The organism is Gordonia sp. OPL2 (assembly GCF_003797825.1).
In the GTDB taxonomy this organism is placed as follows: Bacteria; Actinomycetota; Actinomycetes; order Mycobacteriales; family Mycobacteriaceae; genus Gordonia.
This window is the reverse complement of record NZ_RKME01000006.1, coordinates 161,166-176,977: the sequence shown is the minus strand read 5'-3', so window position 1 is coordinate 176,977 and position 15,812 is coordinate 161,166. Positions and strand designations below refer to the sequence as shown.

At 68.2% G+C, this 15,812-nt stretch carries 15 protein-coding genes; 8 read left to right on the top strand and 7 right to left on the bottom strand.

Features of this window, described 5'->3' with window-relative positions:
• The first annotated feature begins 56 nt into the window (after nt 1-56).
• Nucleotides 57-269, top strand: coding sequence for a hypothetical protein (locus EEB19_RS08895; protein WP_187585244.1), 213 nt, complete (start codon nt 57-59; stop codon nt 267-269).
• A gap of 58 nt (nt 270-327) precedes the next feature.
• On the top strand, nt 328-1,047 hold the full coding sequence (locus EEB19_RS08890; protein ID WP_187585242.1) for a glycoside hydrolase family 25 protein: 720 nt from the start codon (nt 328-330) through the stop codon (nt 1,045-1,047).
• A gap of 6 nt (nt 1,048-1,053) precedes the next feature.
• On the opposite strand, the gene EEB19_RS08885 is transcribed toward EEB19_RS08890, so the two are convergent.
• The 6 genes from EEB19_RS08885 to EEB19_RS08860 all read right to left on the bottom strand — a co-directional run bounded on the left by EEB19_RS08885 (nt 1,054) and on the right by EEB19_RS08860 (nt 6,556).
• Nucleotides 1,054-1,989, bottom strand: coding sequence for a 4-(cytidine 5'-diphospho)-2-C-methyl-D-erythritol kinase (locus EEB19_RS08885; RefSeq protein ID WP_187585240.1), 936 nt, complete (start codon nt 1,987-1,989; stop codon nt 1,054-1,056).
• 44 nt (nt 1,990-2,033) lie between these two features.
• A complete protein-coding gene (locus EEB19_RS08880; protein WP_187585238.1) occupies nt 2,034-2,585 on the bottom strand; it encodes a GNAT family N-acetyltransferase in 552 nt (183 codons plus the stop codon).
• Between the two features lie 89 nt (nt 2,586-2,674).
• Complete coding sequence (gene rsmA / locus EEB19_RS08875) at nt 2,675-3,562, bottom strand: 16S rRNA (adenine(1518)-N(6)/adenine(1519)-N(6))-dimethyltransferase RsmA (RefSeq protein ID WP_187585236.1); 888 nt, start codon at nt 3,560-3,562, stop codon at nt 2,675-2,677.
• Nucleotides 3,526-4,647, bottom strand: a complete 1,122-nt coding sequence (locus tag EEB19_RS08870) for a resuscitation-promoting factor (RefSeq protein WP_262365527.1) — start codon at nt 4,645-4,647, stop codon at nt 3,526-3,528. The genes rsmA and EEB19_RS08870 overlap by 37 nt, the downstream gene beginning before the upstream one ends.
• A gap of 143 nt (nt 4,648-4,790) precedes the next feature.
• Nucleotides 4,791-5,717, bottom strand: a complete 927-nt coding sequence (locus EEB19_RS08865) for a TatD family hydrolase (RefSeq protein WP_187585234.1) — start codon at nt 5,715-5,717, stop codon at nt 4,791-4,793.
• On the bottom strand, nt 5,714-6,556 hold the full coding sequence (locus EEB19_RS08860; protein ID WP_187585232.1) for a PhzF family phenazine biosynthesis protein: 843 nt from the start codon (nt 6,554-6,556) through the stop codon (nt 5,714-5,716). Before EEB19_RS08860 ends, EEB19_RS08865 begins: the two co-directional genes overlap by 4 nt.
• Nucleotides 6,557-6,806: 250 nt before the next feature.
• Here EEB19_RS08860 and EEB19_RS08855 point away from each other — a divergent pair, with 250 nt between their 5' ends.
• The 6 genes from EEB19_RS08855 to EEB19_RS08830 all read left to right on the top strand — a co-directional run bounded on the left by EEB19_RS08855 (nt 6,807) and on the right by EEB19_RS08830 (nt 14,943).
• On the top strand, nt 6,807-7,493 hold the full coding sequence (locus EEB19_RS08855) for a GntR family transcriptional regulator (protein ID WP_262365534.1): 687 nt from the start codon (nt 6,807-6,809) through the stop codon (nt 7,491-7,493).
• Nucleotides 7,494-7,602: 109 nt separating this feature from the next.
• Nucleotides 7,603-8,313, top strand: coding sequence for an HAD family phosphatase (locus tag EEB19_RS08850; RefSeq protein WP_187585228.1), 711 nt, complete (start codon nt 7,603-7,605; stop codon nt 8,311-8,313).
• A complete protein-coding gene (locus tag EEB19_RS08845) occupies nt 8,310-10,661 on the top strand; it encodes a glycoside hydrolase family 65 protein (RefSeq protein WP_187585226.1) in 2,352 nt (783 codons plus the stop codon). The genes EEB19_RS08850 and EEB19_RS08845 overlap by 4 nt, the downstream gene beginning before the upstream one ends.
• 179 nt (nt 10,662-10,840) lie before the next feature.
• On the top strand, nt 10,841-12,403 hold the full coding sequence (gene metG, locus EEB19_RS08840; RefSeq protein ID WP_187585224.1) for a methionine--tRNA ligase: 1,563 nt from the start codon (nt 10,841-10,843) through the stop codon (nt 12,401-12,403).
• The gene (locus EEB19_RS08835; RefSeq protein ID WP_187585222.1) at nt 12,400-13,590 is read left to right on the top strand and encodes an aminodeoxychorismate synthase component I; all 1,191 of its coding nucleotides are present in this window, start codon (nt 12,400-12,402) and stop codon (nt 13,588-13,590) included. Before metG ends, EEB19_RS08835 begins: the two co-directional genes overlap by 4 nt.
• 165 nt (nt 13,591-13,755) lie before the next feature.
• Complete coding sequence (locus tag EEB19_RS08830) at nt 13,756-14,943, top strand: helix-turn-helix domain-containing protein (RefSeq protein ID WP_187585220.1); 1,188 nt, start codon at nt 13,756-13,758, stop codon at nt 14,941-14,943.
• On the opposite strand, the gene rsmI is transcribed toward EEB19_RS08830, so the two are convergent.
• The gene (rsmI, locus tag EEB19_RS08825) at nt 14,864-15,805 is read right to left on the bottom strand and encodes a 16S rRNA (cytidine(1402)-2'-O)-methyltransferase (RefSeq protein WP_187585218.1); all 942 of its coding nucleotides are present in this window, start codon (nt 15,803-15,805) and stop codon (nt 14,864-14,866) included. The genes EEB19_RS08830 and rsmI overlap by 80 nt on opposite strands.
• Nucleotides 15,806-15,812: the final 7 nt, after the last annotated feature.

Sequence of the window (15,812 nt, the reverse complement as noted above, 5' to 3'; positions counted from 1 at the left end):
GCAACGCGTCGTCGGCGGGCCGTCGGCAGCGCCGATCGTGCCCGAGAATCTCGCCGATGAATCTCGCCGATCGTGCCCAAGAATCCGCCGACTGTGCCCAGAATTTCGCTGACCGTGCCCACGACGACCCCGTGAGCCCAAGCAGACCCAGGCAGGGACGTGGTCCAGGCACAGTCGACGAGATCCTGGGCACGATCGACGAGATCCTGGGCACGATCGACGAGACGCCGGGCACGATCGACGAGGTTCCGCTCGAACCGGCGAAATGATCTGCGAAGGACGACGATCTCCCCTAGCGTGGCTGTCGTGGTCCTTCGACGATCGATCGTGACCGCCGTCATCGCCGGCACCGTCGCGCTGACCGGTGCGACGACGATCGCACCGGGAGCGACAGCCGCCCCGCAGATCGGCCCGGACGTGTCGAGCCATCAGCATCCGGGTGGCGCATCGATCAACTGGTTCGCCGTGCGGGCATCGGGGCAGCAGATCGCGATGGTCAAGGCGACCGAATCCACGTGGTACGTCAACCCGTATTTCGTGCAGGACAGTCTCGCGATGCGTGCGGCGGGACTCATCCGGGGCACCTATCATTACGCCGATCCGAGTCGTCCCGCCGCACCACAGGCGCTGTTCTACGCAGCGGTCGTCCTCGGACAGAACGGCATCCTCGACCTCCCTCCGGTCCTCGACCTCGAGCACTCCGGCGGACTCGGGCCGCGGGCGCTGGCCGCCTGGACACGGGAGTTCTTCGCCGTTCTCGAGCCGCTGACCGGTCGCAAGACGATCCTGTACACCTACCCGAACTTCTGGAACACCGCGATGGGCGCCACCCGTGAGTTCGCCGACCACCCGTTGTGGATCGCGTCGTACAACGGGCGAGGCGCACCCGAGATGCCGCGCGGCGGTTGGCGGACGTGGAAGTTCTGGCAGTTCACCAGTTCCGGGTGGCTGCCCGGTGTTCCCACGCGTGTCGACCTGAACCGCTACAACGGCTCGATCGCCTCGCTGCGCGCCTACGGCAACGCCATCAACGTCTTCGGCAGCTGAGACTCCTCAGTCGACGAGAACGCGGGCCCCCGGCACCGGACCGCTCGCGGTGCGCACGGCCCGGGCGACGCCTGCACCGGACAACTCTGCCGCGACATTGACCGCCGCGGTCTCATCCGCGCACAAGAAAGCACACGTGGGGCCGGAGCCGGACACGATGCCGTTGAGTGCCCCCGCATCGATACCCGCACGCAGCGTCCGACGGAGGGCCGGCTGCAGACTGAGCGCGGCGGGCTGGAGATCGTTGCGCAGCAACGGCGCGACCCGATGCGGGTCCCCCGAGGTCAATGCGGCCATCAGCTCGTCCGGCCGTTCGGTGACGATGTCGGTGTCAGATCTGTTCTCCCGCAACCGGTCCAGTTCGTGATAGACGGCCGGGGTCGACAGGCCCGACTTCGACATGGCCAGCACCCAGTGGAACTCCCCGCGCGCGAGGATCGGCATCAGCTGTTCTCCCCGTCCCGTGCCGAGAGCCGTCCCCCCGTGCAGCGCGAACGGCACGTCGCTGCCCAGTCCGGCGGCGATCTCGGATTGTTCGTCCCGATCGATGTCGAGTCCCCACAGGTCGATCACACCGACCAGGGCGCCGGCGGCGTCGGCCGATCCGCCGGCCATACCGCCGGCAACGGGTATGCGCTTGGTGACGTCGATCGCGACCCGAGGTGGTCGGCCGGCCCGGCGCGCCACCTCGGTGACCGCACGGGCGGCGAGGTTCGTGCCGTCGGCGGGGACATCGGCGGCGCCCTCGCCGGTGGTCGTCACACCGAGCTCGGTGGAGGGACTGACCCGGACGTCATCGCACAACGACAGCGCTTGGAACACGGTGACCAGGTCGTGGTAACCGTCGGCACGGAGTGGGCCCACGCCGAGGTACAGATTCACCTTGGCCGGAACGCGCACGGTGACGGCGTCGGACACCACCGACAACGAGGCTCGAGACACAGGAGTCCAGCGTAATGGACGAACGCGTGGTCGTCGGCGTCCCGTCAGGGGTTCGGGCCCACGACGGCGGCCGGCCACGCGCGGGGTTCGCGCGGATCGGACCGGAGGAGCTCGGCGGTGTTCACCTGCTCGTCGAGCCCATGGGCGGTCTCCGTCCGTCGGCCGATGTATCGGAACCCGAGCGACGCGGCCAGTCGGGCGGACGCGACGTTGTCCAGCAGCGCACTCCACCGGATGGTGCCGGCGCCGACGACGGTGAACCCATGGTCGACGACCGTCGCGACCGCCTCACCGAGGTACCCGCGACCACGCTGTGGGGCCGCACACCAGTAGCCGAGCGTGCCGACGTCGTCGGCCATGCGCAGTCCGGCGACGCCGACGAAGGTGTCGTCGAGCAGCGTTCGGATGGTCCACACAGAGGACCGGGGATGCACAGCGACGACCCGGACGAAATGTTCGGCATCCTCGCGGCGGTACGGAACCGGTACGAGCGTGAAACGCTGGATGTCGGAATCCTGGCAGGCAGAGAAGATCGCGTCCACGTCGCTCTCGTCGGGTCGTCGGAGGTGGAGCCGCGTCGTCCGGATGTCGGCCATGCCTCCATTGTCGACCGTCCGGCCCCACCCATGCCGACGCTCGGGAAAAGCCGGGAACAGGTAGGGGAACCGGGCGCAGACCGCGAGGGTCAGTCCACCGCCGCCAACCGCACGAAATCGTCGACGTCGAGCCGCTCACCGCGGATGCCGGGGTCGATCCCCGCAGCGCGCAGTCGGCGTTCGGCCTCGACCGCACTGCCGGCCCACCCGGCGAGCGCGGACCGCATCGTCTTGCGACGCTGCGCGAAGGCCGCATCGATGACCGCGAAGACACGTGCCCGCAGGGCTGGATCGTCGGGGTAGGTGTCGGTCCGGTCCACCCGGACCAGACCGGACTCGACCTTGGGTTCGGGCCAGAACACGTTGCGCCCGACGGCCCCCGCGCGCTTGACCATGCCGTGATAGCGGGCCTTGACGCTGGGGACGCCGTACACGCGGCTTCCCGGCCCGGCCGCGAGGCGGTCGGCGACCTCCGCCTGGACCATCACCAACGATGTTGCGATGGTGGGAAACTCGCCCAGCAGATGGAGCAGGACCGGTACCGCGACGTTGTACGGAAGGTTGGCGACGAGTGCGGTCGGGGCGGCCGGCAGGTCGTCGGCGGACACGGTCATCGCGTCGGCGGTGATCACGTCGAAGGAATCGGCCTGCGCGGGTGCGTGGTCGGCGATGGTGGCGGGCAGTCGCCCGGCGAGGATCGGGTCGATCTCGACCGCGATCACGCGACCGGCGACATCGAGCAATGCCAGGGTGAGTGATCCGAGACCGGGGCCGACCTCGAGGACGATGTCGTCCGGTCCGACACCCGACGCGGTGACGATCCGTCGCACCGTGTTGGCGTCGTGGACGAAGTTCTGCCCCAACGTCTTCGTCGGTCGCACATCGAGTTCCGCAGCGAGCCTGCGGATCTGCGCGGGGCCGAGGAGCTGCGGTCGGTCGATCAGCGCAGGCCCAGCTTGGAGGAGCAGGACGGCCACGCGCCCCAGCCCTGGGCTGCCTGGGTCTTCTTGGCGATCGCGATCTGCTCTTCGCGGGTGGCCAGGTCCGGGCGCGGTGCATACTCGAGGCCGCCCCAGCGCGCCCAGGTGTTCTGGTCGAACTGCACACCACCGTAGAAGCCGTTGCCGGTGTTGATCGCCCAGTCCCCGGTCGCCTCGCAGTGGGCCAGTGCGTCCCAGACCGAACCCGGCGCGACGAAGGGTGCACCCGGCTTGGTGCCGACCTTGACGGTGGCGGCCAGTGGTTCGGTGACGACCTCGGCACCCATCTTGTCGCGCTTGACGACCTTGCCATTGACCATCGTCAGCTTGTAGGTGACCCGCTGTTCCCCGGGCTTGCCCGCCTTCACGACGACCTTACGGTCACGGACCAGCGTCGGGTCCTCTTTCTTGACCTCCGGCGGTGCGACCGGCTCGTTGACGGTCGTGTCCATCGTGCGGATACGGGTCACCTTGATCTTCATGTTCGGCGACACCGGGGTGTTGGCGGCGGGCGTCACCTTGTCGTCGCCACCGAGCGGTTTGCCGGTCTCGACGAGGACGTCGCCGACCGTCTTGGCGGCGACGCTCGGACGGTAGGTCACGACACCATCGGTGAGCACCACCCGCTTGGGGGTGGTGACGTCGATCACACCACCGTCGACGGGCAAGGAATTCGACCGCGGGAAGTTCGGATCGCTCGCGCTGGAGCTGAGGCCGTGTTCGGCAAGGAGTTGCGGCAGATTCGCGGCGGTGGTGGAGATTTCCTGGCGCTGACCGTCGACGTCGAGCGTCACCGTCTTCTTGCGGTTGAGGGTGATGGTCTGCCCATCTCCGACACCGGAGTCGAGCGATGGCGAGACCTGGTCACCTGCCGCCGGCTCGTAGCCCTGCGAACGCAACACCGAATCGACCGACATCGCCATCGTGGAGACCGTCGTGACCTGGCCGTCGACGTTGACCTTGACGTCCTTCTGCATGGCGATGCCCATGATCCCGCCCGCGGTGAGGGTGGCCAGCACGGCGCCGACGGCGACGCGGGCACGGGTGGACTGCGAATCGTTGATGCGTGCGAGAACAGACAAGATCTACATCCTGGTCGGGGACAGAAGTCTCCACGCTGTGACCACACGCGATGTCCGAGGCCCCCCGGACTGTGTACAGCCCATCTGACCGGGAATCGCCGCCCATGGCAGCGGGATCACAATACGATAACGAACCGGGGTGATTACTGCAAAGGTAACCGGTAGACCCGTCGGGCGTTGTCGCCCAGCAGTCGCGACATGGTGAGGTCGTCGATGCCGCGGACCTCGGCGAGCGCTCGCGCGGTGTAGGGCAGGCAATACGACTGATTTGGCTGGCCACGGTAGGGATGCGCGGTCAGGAACGGCGCATCGGTCTCCACCAGGATCTGCTCGTCGGGCACGAGCTCGGCCGCTGCACGCAGTTCGTCGGCGTTCGCGAAGCTCACGGTTCCGGCGAAACTCAGGATGTATCCGCGCTCCACACATTCGCGTGCAACGTTTCGGTCACCGGAGAAGCAGTGCATTATCACGGTCTCGGGTGCCGTCTCGTCGGCGAGGATGTCGAGGAGATCGCGGTCGGCCTCCCGGTTGTGGATCATCAGCGGCTTCCCCACGCGCCTGGCGAGGTCGATGTGCCAGCGGAACGCCTCGGCCTGGATCTCCGGACTCGCGCACGATTCGGACTTCCCCGGCCAGTAGTAATCGAGCCCGGTCTCCCCCACCGCGACGACTCTCGGGTCCGCGACCATCGACTCGAGTTCGGCCTTCGCCGCGTCGTCCAGTTCACCGGCGTGAGTGGGATGCAGGGCCACCGCCGCGAACGCCCGTCGGTCCCAACGCGCGGCATCGAGTGCCCAGCGGGCGTCGACCATGTCGTCGGCGACGGTGACGACCTGTTCGACCCCGACGCGCTCGGCGTGGTCGAGAATCGCGGCGACCGACTCCGGATCGCGACCGCCGCAGGCGGCGAGGTGGGTGTGAGCGTCGACCAGGCCCGGCAGCGGCTTCGGGTCCGGCGGAGGTTCGCGCCGACGACGCTTGCGTGCGGCCTTGTTGCTCTCGGTCTCGGGCCGGGAGGTTTCGGGCGGGGTGGGCTCGGTCGGGCTGTCGGCGGGAGACGTCTCGCTCACAGCACCACTGTGCCAGCGATGACAGTCGTGGCCGCACCCCCCACCCAGATGTCGGTGCCGTCGTCGTCGATGTGCACCCGACCGGACCGACCGAGCGCCGTGCCCTGCGCCGCGACGTACGACTCGGGCGCCAGGCCCTCTCGCCGCAACCAGACGGCGATCCCCGCGTTGAGGCTCCCGGTGACCGGGTCCTCGGGAACGCCCTGTCCGGGGACGAAGGCGCGCACCTCGAACGCGATCTCCGGCTCGCCGGGCAGTCCGTCGACGTACGGGCCGACGACGCCCACCTCGTGCATGCCGAGTGCTGCCATGTCCGGGTCGATCTCGAGCACGCGACGGCCTGATCCCAGCATCAGTGCCATCCAGCCGGGGCCGTTGGCGACCCACTCGGCCGCGGTGACCTCGCCGTCGAGGAGCCCGAGCGCGGAACTCACTTCCCGCACCGTCGCCTCGTCGACCGGCCCGGACCTCGCAAGCGGGGGCGCAGCGAAGGCCAGTCGATCACCATCGGAGCGGATCGCGACCAATCCGACCCCGCATTCCTGGACGAGTCGGTCGCCTCGTGGGGTGCCGCCGGCCTGCAGCCACGCATGGGCCGATCCCAGGGTCGGATGACCGGCGAACGGCAGTTCCCCGCCCGGCGTGAAGATCCGTAGGCGATAGTCGGCGTCCGGTGTCGTCGGGGGGAGGAGGAACGTCGTCTCAGAGAGGTTGGTCCAGCGGGCGAAGGCGGCCATCGCGTCGTCGTCGAGCCCCTCGGCGTCGATCACGACGGCCACCGGGTTCCCGGCCACGGGGACTGCGGAGAAGACATCAACTTGGGCGAATCGACGAGTCACCCGTCCATCCTCGCCGCCGGGGTCCGAGGTGCCAAACGGATTTCGGCTGTTCGCCGGCGACGCTCACATTTCATATATGTCATCTGATACTGTCCAGTCTCGTCGCCGGCGTGACTCACAGCCGCGGTCGGGGTGGTTGTGCGAGGGGCACGTCGGCGACATCCGAACTCAGCCCGGACGCGCGGCCGCGTGGCGTCCGCGCATTGCCTTCGCACAGACGACAGACCGCACAGATTCGAGCGCCGTGACGCTGCAACAGACACACCTGCGACGAACCCAGTTGACCGACGAGGTCGCCGACACGTTGCGCGACCGGATCATGACGGGTGAGCTCCGACCCGGCGACCACATCCGCCTCGACGAGACCGCGTCGTCGCTCGGGTGCAGCGTCACCCCGGTCCGCGAGGCACTGGTGACGCTGCGCGGCGAGGGGCTGGTGCGGTCGTCGCCGCATCGCGGGTTCATCGTCGAGGCACTCGACCGCGGCGACATCGTGGACATCTTCTGGATGCAGGCCGAACTCTCCGCCCGCCTGGCCACCCACGCTGCACACCATCCCGACCTGGCCGCGCACCTGACCCGGATGCACCAGCTCGTCGACTCGCTGGAGGAGGCCGTCGACGCCGGCGACCACACGGCGATCCTGCGGGGCGAGTTCGCCTTTCACCGCCAGGTGAACCTCACCGCGAACAGCACTAAGCTCGCCTGGTTCGTGTTCTCGGCGAGCAAGTACACCCCGTACGACCTCTACGCACGCGACCCGGAGTGGGCACGGGAGGCGGTGTCGAGCCATCGTCGACTCATCGAGCACCTCCGCGCCGGCGACACCGCGGCCATCCGGGCCGAGATCCACGCACGGTTCGACGACGCACGCGATCGCCTGATCCGACAACTGGACTCGACCGACTTCTTCGACGCCGACCCCGCGACCGCCTGACGCCGGGCACCCCGACCTCGGCCGCCCTGACCTCGGGTGTACCGGCGGCCACACGCCAATCGCCTCGCATGCCGCGCCAGTCATCGCTCGGACAGGTAGCGTTTCGACCGTGTTGGGTTTGCCAGAGACGACATCGGTGGCACTGTTCGATCTCGACGGCGTGTTGACGTCCACAGCGGTGCTTCATCGCTCGGCGTGGAAACAGGCGTTCGACGCGTTCCTCTCCGAGCGCGACCCGGAGAACTTCGTCGAGTTCACCGAACAGGACTACCTCGACTACGTGGACGGGCGTCCGCGCGACGACGGGGTTCGTGCGTTCCTGCATTCCCGCGGTCTCGACGATGTGCCCGAGCAGACGATGGCCGCGATCGGTGCGGGCAAGAACGACGTGTTCGTCGCCACGTTGGAGACGAAGGGAGTCGATCCCTACCCTGGTTCGGTGCGATACCTCGAGGCGGCCCGCGAGGCCGGATTGCGGATCGCTGTCGTGACGTCGTCGAAGAATGGAGCAGCCGTGCTGGACGCAGCCGACCTCACGAGGTTCGTGGAGGTGCGGGTCGACGGATTGGCTGTCGCCGCACAGGGTTTACGCGGCAAACCCGCGCCCGACTCGTTCCTGCTCGGCGCCGAACTGATGGGCGTGGCGCCCGCGCAGGCCGCGGTGTTCGAGGACGCCATCTCCGGCGTGGAGGCAGCCGTCGCCGGTGAGTTCGGCTACGTCGTCGCCATCGATCGTGTCGGTGGTTCCCAGGCCGACGCGATGCGCTCCGCCGGGGCCAGCGTCGTCGTGAACGATCTCGACGAATTGCTCCCCGCATGAGCCCGAGCGCGATGGAACACGGCTTCGACGTCCACCCGTGGCAGCTGCGCTGGCGCGGCCTCGACGTCGACATGCTCGGCCGCACCGAGACGCTGTTCGCGTTGTCGAACGGCCACATCGGCCTGCGCGGCACGTTCGAGGAGGGCGAGCCGGTCGACCATCCCGGCACCTACCTCAACGGGTTCTACGAGACCCGCGGACTGCCGTACGCCGAAAGTGGCTACGGCTACCCGGAATCCGGGCAGACCGTGGTCAATGTCACCGACGGCAAGATCATCCGTCTGCTCGTCGAGGACGAGCCGATGGACCTGCGCTACGGGCGCACCGTCGAACACGAACGCACCCTCGATTTCCGCACCGGGACATTGCGCCGCCATACGCTGTGGACGTCGCCCACCGGGCGCACGGTCCGCATCCGGTCCGAACGTCTCGTGTCCTTCACCAAACGTACGATCGCGGCCATCCGCTACGAGGTGGAGCCGATCGGCGAGGACATGAAGCTCGTGCTGCAGTCGGACCTGCTGGCCAACGAGCCGATCCCGGCGCCGGGCAATGACCCGCGTCTGGCCGCGGCGCTCGATCAGCCGCTCGTCTCCGATCTCGCCGCGTGCCGCAACTACTGGGGCATGCTCGTCCACCACACCAAGACCTCCGGTCTCCACGTCGCGGCCGGTATGGATCACGAGATCGACTTCCCGGACAAGGCCGATGCCTTCATCCGTGCCGACTCGGATCTGGCCCGCCTCACGGTCGCCGCGAATGTGCCGCAGGGCAGCAAACTCTCGCTGACCAAGTACATGGGGTACGGATGGTCGGCGCGGCGTTCGGTACCCGCGCTGCGTGCACAGGTCGATGCCGCCCTGGCGATGGCGATGGAAACCGGCTGGGACGCACTGAAAGCCGACCAGATCACCTACCTCGAGGACTTCTGGCGCGACGCCGACGTCGAACTCGACGGAGATCCGGAACTACAGCAGGCGGTCCGGTTCGCACTGTTCCACGTGCTGCAGGCCGGGGCGCGCGGGCAATCGCGCGCGATCCCTGCCAAGGGACTCACCGGTCCCGGCTATGACGGCCACACCTTCTGGGACACCGAGAGTTTCATCCTCCCGATGCTCACCTACACCGTCCCCGCGGCGGCCGGCGAGGAGTTGCGCTGGCGGCACGCGACCATGGACAAGGCCAAGAGTCGAGCCGCCGAACTCGGACAGCGCGGCGCCATGTTCCCCTGGCGCTCCATCAACGGAGACGAGTGTTCGGGCTACTGGCCGGCCGGTACCGCGGGCGTCCACGTCAGCGCCGACATCGCCAACGCGACGGCCCGCTACCTGCGCGCCACCGACGATGAGCAGTTCGAGACCGAATGCGGCGTCGAGTTGCTGGTCGAGACCGCACGGCTCTTCGCCGGCCTCGGCCACCACGACGTCAACGGCAAGTTCCGTATCGACGGTGTCACCGGTCCCGATGAGTACACCGCCGTCGTCAACAACAATGTGTTCACCAATCTGGCTGCGCAGCAGAATCTTCGGGACGCAGTGGCGGCCGTGCACCGACGACCCGACGTCGCAAGGGAACTCGGCGTCACCGTCGCGGAGGCGGCGCACTGGGAGTCCTGTGCCGACGACATGTCGATCCCCTACGACGAGGCGCTCGGCGTCCATCAGCAGTGCGAATCGTTCACCTTGCTCGGCGCATGGGATTTCGAGTCGTCGGTGGGCAAGTATCCGCTGTTGCTGAACTATCCGTACTACGACCTGTACCGCAAGCAGGTGGTCAAGCAGGCCGACCTCGTCTTCGCGATGTACATGTTCGGTAATGCGTTCACACCCGAGCAGAAGTTGCGCAACTTCGACTACTACTACCCGCTGACCGTTCGCGACTCGTCGCTGTCCGCGTGCTGCGAGGCCGTCGTCGCGGCGGAGGTCGGCTACCTCGACCTGTCCTACGACCTCATGTGCGAGTCGGTGTTCACCGATCTGCACGATCTGCACGACAACGTGTCGAGCGGCCTGCACATCGCGGCGTTGGCCGGCGCCTGGACCGACTGCGTCGCCGGATTCGGCGGCATGCGTGACTTCGGCGGCAAGATCACCTTCGCGCCGCGTCTGCCGAGCCGGCTCACCTACCTGTCGTTCCGCATGGCGGTCGGCGAGTCCAAGATCGTGGTGGCGATCGATCGCGACACCGCCACCTACCGCCTGCTGTCGGGGCCGCCGATCGACCTCGCGCACCACGGCGACAAGTTCACCCTCGACGACGCGCCGGTGAGCAAACCGATCCCCGAGATGGCCCGGCGCGAGGCCCCCAAGGCCCCGCCCGGCTGCGAGCCGTACCGCCGGATGGACTGAGGGCTGTCGGCGGCCGATGGCCTGCTGGTAGCCACCTCGATTAGAGAACACCACCTTGGTTGCGAACCCAGGTGGTGTTCTCAATTCGAGGTGGCTGCGATCGGCGGCGCGCGGATGGTGACCGACAGCCCAGTGGGCGCGGCGTGCACCGTCGGACCACCAAGTATCCTGGCACCACCATGACCTCTGACCAGATCAGCGCCTCGCACGGTGCGGGCGAGCCGTACTACATCACCACGGCGATCGCGTACCCGAACGGCGCCCCGCACATCGGCCACGCCTACGAGTACATCTCGGCCGACGCCCTGGCCCGGTTCAAGCGACTCGACGGCTTCGACGTCCGGTTCCTCACCGGCACGGACGTACACGGTCAGAAGATGCAGCAGACGGCCGAGGCCGAGGGCATCCCGACCGCCGACCTGGCCAACCGCAACTCCGATCGGTTCCAGAAACTGCAGGAGCGGCTGGGGTCGAGCTTCGACCGGTTCATCCGGACCAGCGACGCCGACCACAAGATCGCCTCCGAGGCGATCTGGCAGCGGATGTTCGACGCCGGGGACATCTACCTCGACGCCTACTCCGGCTGGTACGACGTCCGCGACGAGACGTTCTATGCCGAGGGCGACACCACGGTCGACGACGCGGGCAACCGTGTCGCCGCCGACACCGGCCACGTCCTGACCTGGACCGAGGAGCAGACCTACTTCTTCCGTCTGTCCGCCTATCAGGACAAACTCCTCGAGCTCTACGAGACCCATCCCGAGTTCGTGCGTCCCGATGTCCGCCGCAACGAGGTCGTCAGCTTCGTCAAGGGCGGACTGAACGATCTCTCGATCTCGCGGACGACCTTCGACTGGGGCGTGCCGGTGCCCGGGCATCCCGACCATGTCATGTATGTGTGGGTCGACGCCCTGACGAACTATCTGACCGGCGTCGGATTCCCCGACGACGCAGACACATTCGGCCGCTACTGGCCAGCGGACCTGCACATCATCGGCAAGGACATCATCCGGTTCCACTGCGTGTACTGGCCGGCATTCCTGATGAGCGCGGGCATCGAACTGCCCAAACGTGTGTTCGCACATGGCTTCCTGTTCAACAAGGGCGAGAAGATGAGCAAGTCCGTCGGCAACGTCGTCGACCCGGACAACCTGATCGACGAGTTCGGACTCGACCCGGTCCGCTACTTCTTCCTGCGCGAGGTCTCCTACGGTCAGGACGGGTCGTACTCGACGGATGCGATCATCGGGCGGATCAACGCCGACCTCGCCAACGAGTTCGGCAATCTCGCGCAGCGCACCCTGTCGATGATCGGCAAGTACTTCGACGGTGTGGTGCCGAACCCCGGTGATCTGACCGCCGACGACACCGCACTCCTCGACAAGGCCGCGCGTCTACTCCCGCGCGTGCGTGAGCACTTCGACGTACAGGCCATTCATCTCGGTATCGAGTCACTCTGGTCGGTGCTCGCCGACACCAACCGCTACATCTCGTCGCAGGAGCCGTGGAAGCTCGCCAAGACCGACCTCGAGCGGACGGCGACCGTCCTGTACGTCTGCGCCGAGGTGGTACGTGTCGTGGCGTTGTTGGCCCAGCCGATCATGCCGGAGTCGACGAATCGTCTGCTCGACCTCCTCGCCGTCGACACCGATCAGCGCACGTTCACCGCCGTCGACGACCGCGTCACGCCCGGGAGCGCTCTGCCCAAGCCGTCACCGGTCTTCCCCCGCTACGAGGCGTGACCGCACCGGCGCTCGACGTCCTGCGTGCGCTGCATGCGTACACCAGGGCGGCCGGGATGCCGCCGCCGGCCGCGCTGATCGGCGACTGGTGGGACGCCGACGCCGTGATCGCACCGTCGATCCGGTTGCGACCGGGATTCCCGCCCCCCGACGATCCCGACCGGTTCTGGTTCGGGTATCTCGGATTTCCCGTGCGCGCCACCGAATCCGCACTCCCGACCGCCGTCGGCGGACTGACCGGAGAGGTCCTCGTCCTGCGTGACGGGCGGTGGCATCACCAGAGCGTCGACGACACCCCCTGTGCCCCATGGATCGCCGACGCCATCGCGACCACCACCCGCGCCGAGAACGCGTGGTCGGCGACGTGGGTCGCCCCCGAACGGCAACCGCATCTGGCCGCGATCGAGGAGTGCCTCGAGGCGATCCGCGCGGGCGAGGTGTACCAGGCATGCGTGTGCACCCGCTTCACCGGCGAGATCACCGGCGACCCGGCCGAGTTCTTCAGTTCGGTCACCTCCGCCACCCGACCCGCGAAAGCGGCGTACCTGCACGGGGATTGGGGAACGGTGGCGAGCTTCTCGCCGGAGTCGTTCCTACGCCGCACCGGGAATCTGGTGTCGTCGTCGCCGATCAAGGGCACGGTCGGCGCCGATGCCGAACCCGAGTCGTTGTCGGCGTCGACGAAGGACATCGCCGAGAACGTGATGATCGTCGACCTCGTGCGCAACGATCTCGGACGGATAGCGGTGACCGGCACCGTGCGGGTCGCGGACCTGTTGTCGGTGGTACCCGCGCCGGGCGTCTGGCACCTCGTCTCACGGGTCGAGGCGATCGTCGACCCCGCCGTCGGCACGAACGAACTGCTCCGCGCCACCTTTCCCCCGGCATCCGTCACCGGCACACCGAAGCAGCGTGCCGCCGAACTCCTCGCGGAATGGGAGGAACATCCGCGCGGCGTGTACTGCGGCGCTGTCGGCGTGGCGGGCCCCGGGCGCGGCCTCGACCTCAACGTGGCCATCCGGACGGTTGCACTGACCCCGGACGGCAGGGCATCACTGGGCGTCGGCGGCGGTATCACGATCGACTCGGATCCGCTGCGGGAGTGGCAGGAATGCCTCGACAAGGCGGCCAGCATCGTCGGGATGAGCTCGGGCGAGTCGTCGTCGCAGATACGTTTGTCGTGGTAGATCGAACGCTCGACGCCTGATGTCACCCACTTGACCCATTTGCCGGATCCGCGACCCATGTCGGTCACATCCCTGGGGTAGCATCGGACTATGCGTCGATCCATACTGCCGAGTACGGATGATTCGCGCGTGATCGACGGTCGGGGAGATCACTCTCCCGCTGAGATGACGGTCGATCTCCCCGCGCCGACTACCAGGGGTGATGTCATCGCCTCCTGGCAACGCGTCATGGATGCCGGGTTCCGAGCGGACCGGCACGCCCCTCGACACCTCGCGCCCGCCGAGGTGAGCGATCGTCGGCGCGACAACGCGCTCGGCGAGAGCGCACGCCGGCTACAGCAGGTGTTCAGCGAGACGACCGACGACTCCGACCTCATGATGGGTGTCTTCGACGCCGACGGCGTCCTGCTGTGGCGCGGCGGAACCGCTCGCTGGCTCGATGCCGCCGATCACCTCGAGCTCGTCGAGGGCAGCCGGTGGGACGAGGCCTCCACCGCGACCACCGCGGTGAGTCTGGTGATGACCGATCATCGACCCACGCGACTGGTCGGCGCCGAGCACTACAACCACGCCCTGCACGCGCTCTACTGCGCCGCGGCCCCGATCCACGATCCACGCACGGGATCGATGGCGGGCATCGTCGGGCTCGCGGGCCCGATCGAGGGTCTCCAGCCATCGTCGACCGCGTTCGCCGCGAGCATGGCCGCACTCGGCGAGCACGAGATCGCCGCGGCCCATTCGCGTTCGCTCGTCGAGCTCCGCCGTGCGGCCCACGCCCGCCTGGCCGGCATCCGCGGTCCGGCACTGCTCGTCGACCGCGACGGTTGGGTGGCCGACAGCCGCGGCTGCACCGCCCCGGATGCCGTGGCCGCACCGACCGAGGGTGCCCACCAATTCGTCCCCGGCATCGGCACCTGTGTCGCGATCCCGGTCGGCTCCGGCTGGCTGCTCCGCCGAGTCGGCCCGGCCAACCCGATCATCGCCGAGCTGGACCTGCGCGGTGAACCGTCGCTGAGCGTGGTCGGCGACGGCGAGGAGTGGCGCACGGTCCTCACGCGACGCCACGCGCAGATCCTCCTGCTGCTGGCCGAGGCGTCCGAGTCGGGTCTGACCTCGGCCCGGTTGAGCCGACTCATCTTCGGCGACACCGGCCACGTGGTCACCGTCCGCGCCGAGATGTCGCGGCTTCGGCGGGCTGTCGGGGCGCTGCTGGCCAGCCGCCCCTATCGGCTCGCCCCCGGCGTGACCCTGCGCATCGCGAAAGACGGTGCGACTACTCCGGCCGATCGTCCTCTCGACTATCAAGCACTGCTTGATACACCTCTCGGCGGGAAGCACCGCCGCCCTGCGTGACGTGCGCGCACGCGTCCTTCAGCCGCATGCCGCCGTCGACGAGCTGCTCGACCTCGTCGACGAGATCGGCCATGTCGCGGACACGAGGGGCGCCACCCGCGACGACGACGGTGATCTCGCCCCGCACCCCACCGGTGGCCCATGCCGCTAGTTCGGCCAGTGTCCCGCGCCGGATCTCCTCGTAGGTCTTGGTGAGTTCCCGACACACCGCGGCGCGACGATCGGCCCCGAGGACCTCGACGGCCTCGGCGAGGGTGTCGGCCAGGCGATGTGGCGACTCGAAGAACACGGTCGTGCGCGGCTGATCGACGAGACCGGACAGCCAGTCGCGGCGCGCCCCCGATCGGCGCGGCGCGAAACCGTCGAAGCAGAACCGTTCGGACGGCAACGCCGACACCGCGAGCGCCGTGGTCACCGCCGACGGACCGGGCAGACAGGTCACCCGCAGCCCGGCGTCGGCGCAGGCGGCGACGAGCTTGAAGCCGGGGTCGCTGACCGACGGCATCCCGGCGTCGGTGATCAGCAGAACCGTCGACCCGGCGGCGATCGCCTCGAGCAGACCCGGCGTCCGCGACGCCTCCACCTGGTCGTAGTAGCTGACCAGGCTTCCGCCGATGGTCACACTCAGGGCGGCGGCCAACGACCGCGCGCGCCGCGTGTCCTCCGCGGCGACGATGTCGGCCGATTCCAGCGCGGCCCGCAAGCGCGGCGACGCGTCGTCGACCTGTCCCATCGGGGTCGCGGCGAGGACGAGCCGACCGCCGTCGGGCGTTGCGGGCTCGTCCCGATCGGCGGGCCGCTGGTCGACGGAGTGGTCGGTGAGGTCGACGGTCGTCTCGTCGACCGGTTCCGGGGAGTTCATCACCGAT

Excerpts from the sequence above, each read along its gene's own strand:
- metG (WP_187585224.1), top strand. The coding sequence starts at position 10,841 with ATGACCTCTGACCAGATCAGCGCCTCGCACGGTGCGGGCGAGCCGTAC.
- EEB19_RS08830 (WP_187585220.1), top strand. The coding sequence starts at position 13,756 with ATGACGGTCGATCTCCCCGCGCCGACTACCAGGGGTGATGTCATCGCC.
- rsmI (WP_187585218.1), bottom strand. The coding sequence starts at position 15,805 with ATGAACTCCCCGGAACCGGTCGACGAGACGACCGTCGACCTCACCGAC.
- EEB19_RS08880 (WP_187585238.1), bottom strand. The coding sequence starts at position 2,585 with ATGGCCGACATCCGGACGACGCGGCTCCACCTCCGACGACCCGACGAG.
- EEB19_RS08895 (WP_187585244.1), top strand. The coding sequence starts at position 57 with ATGAATCTCGCCGATCGTGCCCAAGAATCCGCCGACTGTGCCCAGAAT.
- EEB19_RS08845 (WP_187585226.1), top strand. The coding sequence starts at position 8,310 with ATGAGCCCGAGCGCGATGGAACACGGCTTCGACGTCCACCCGTGGCAG.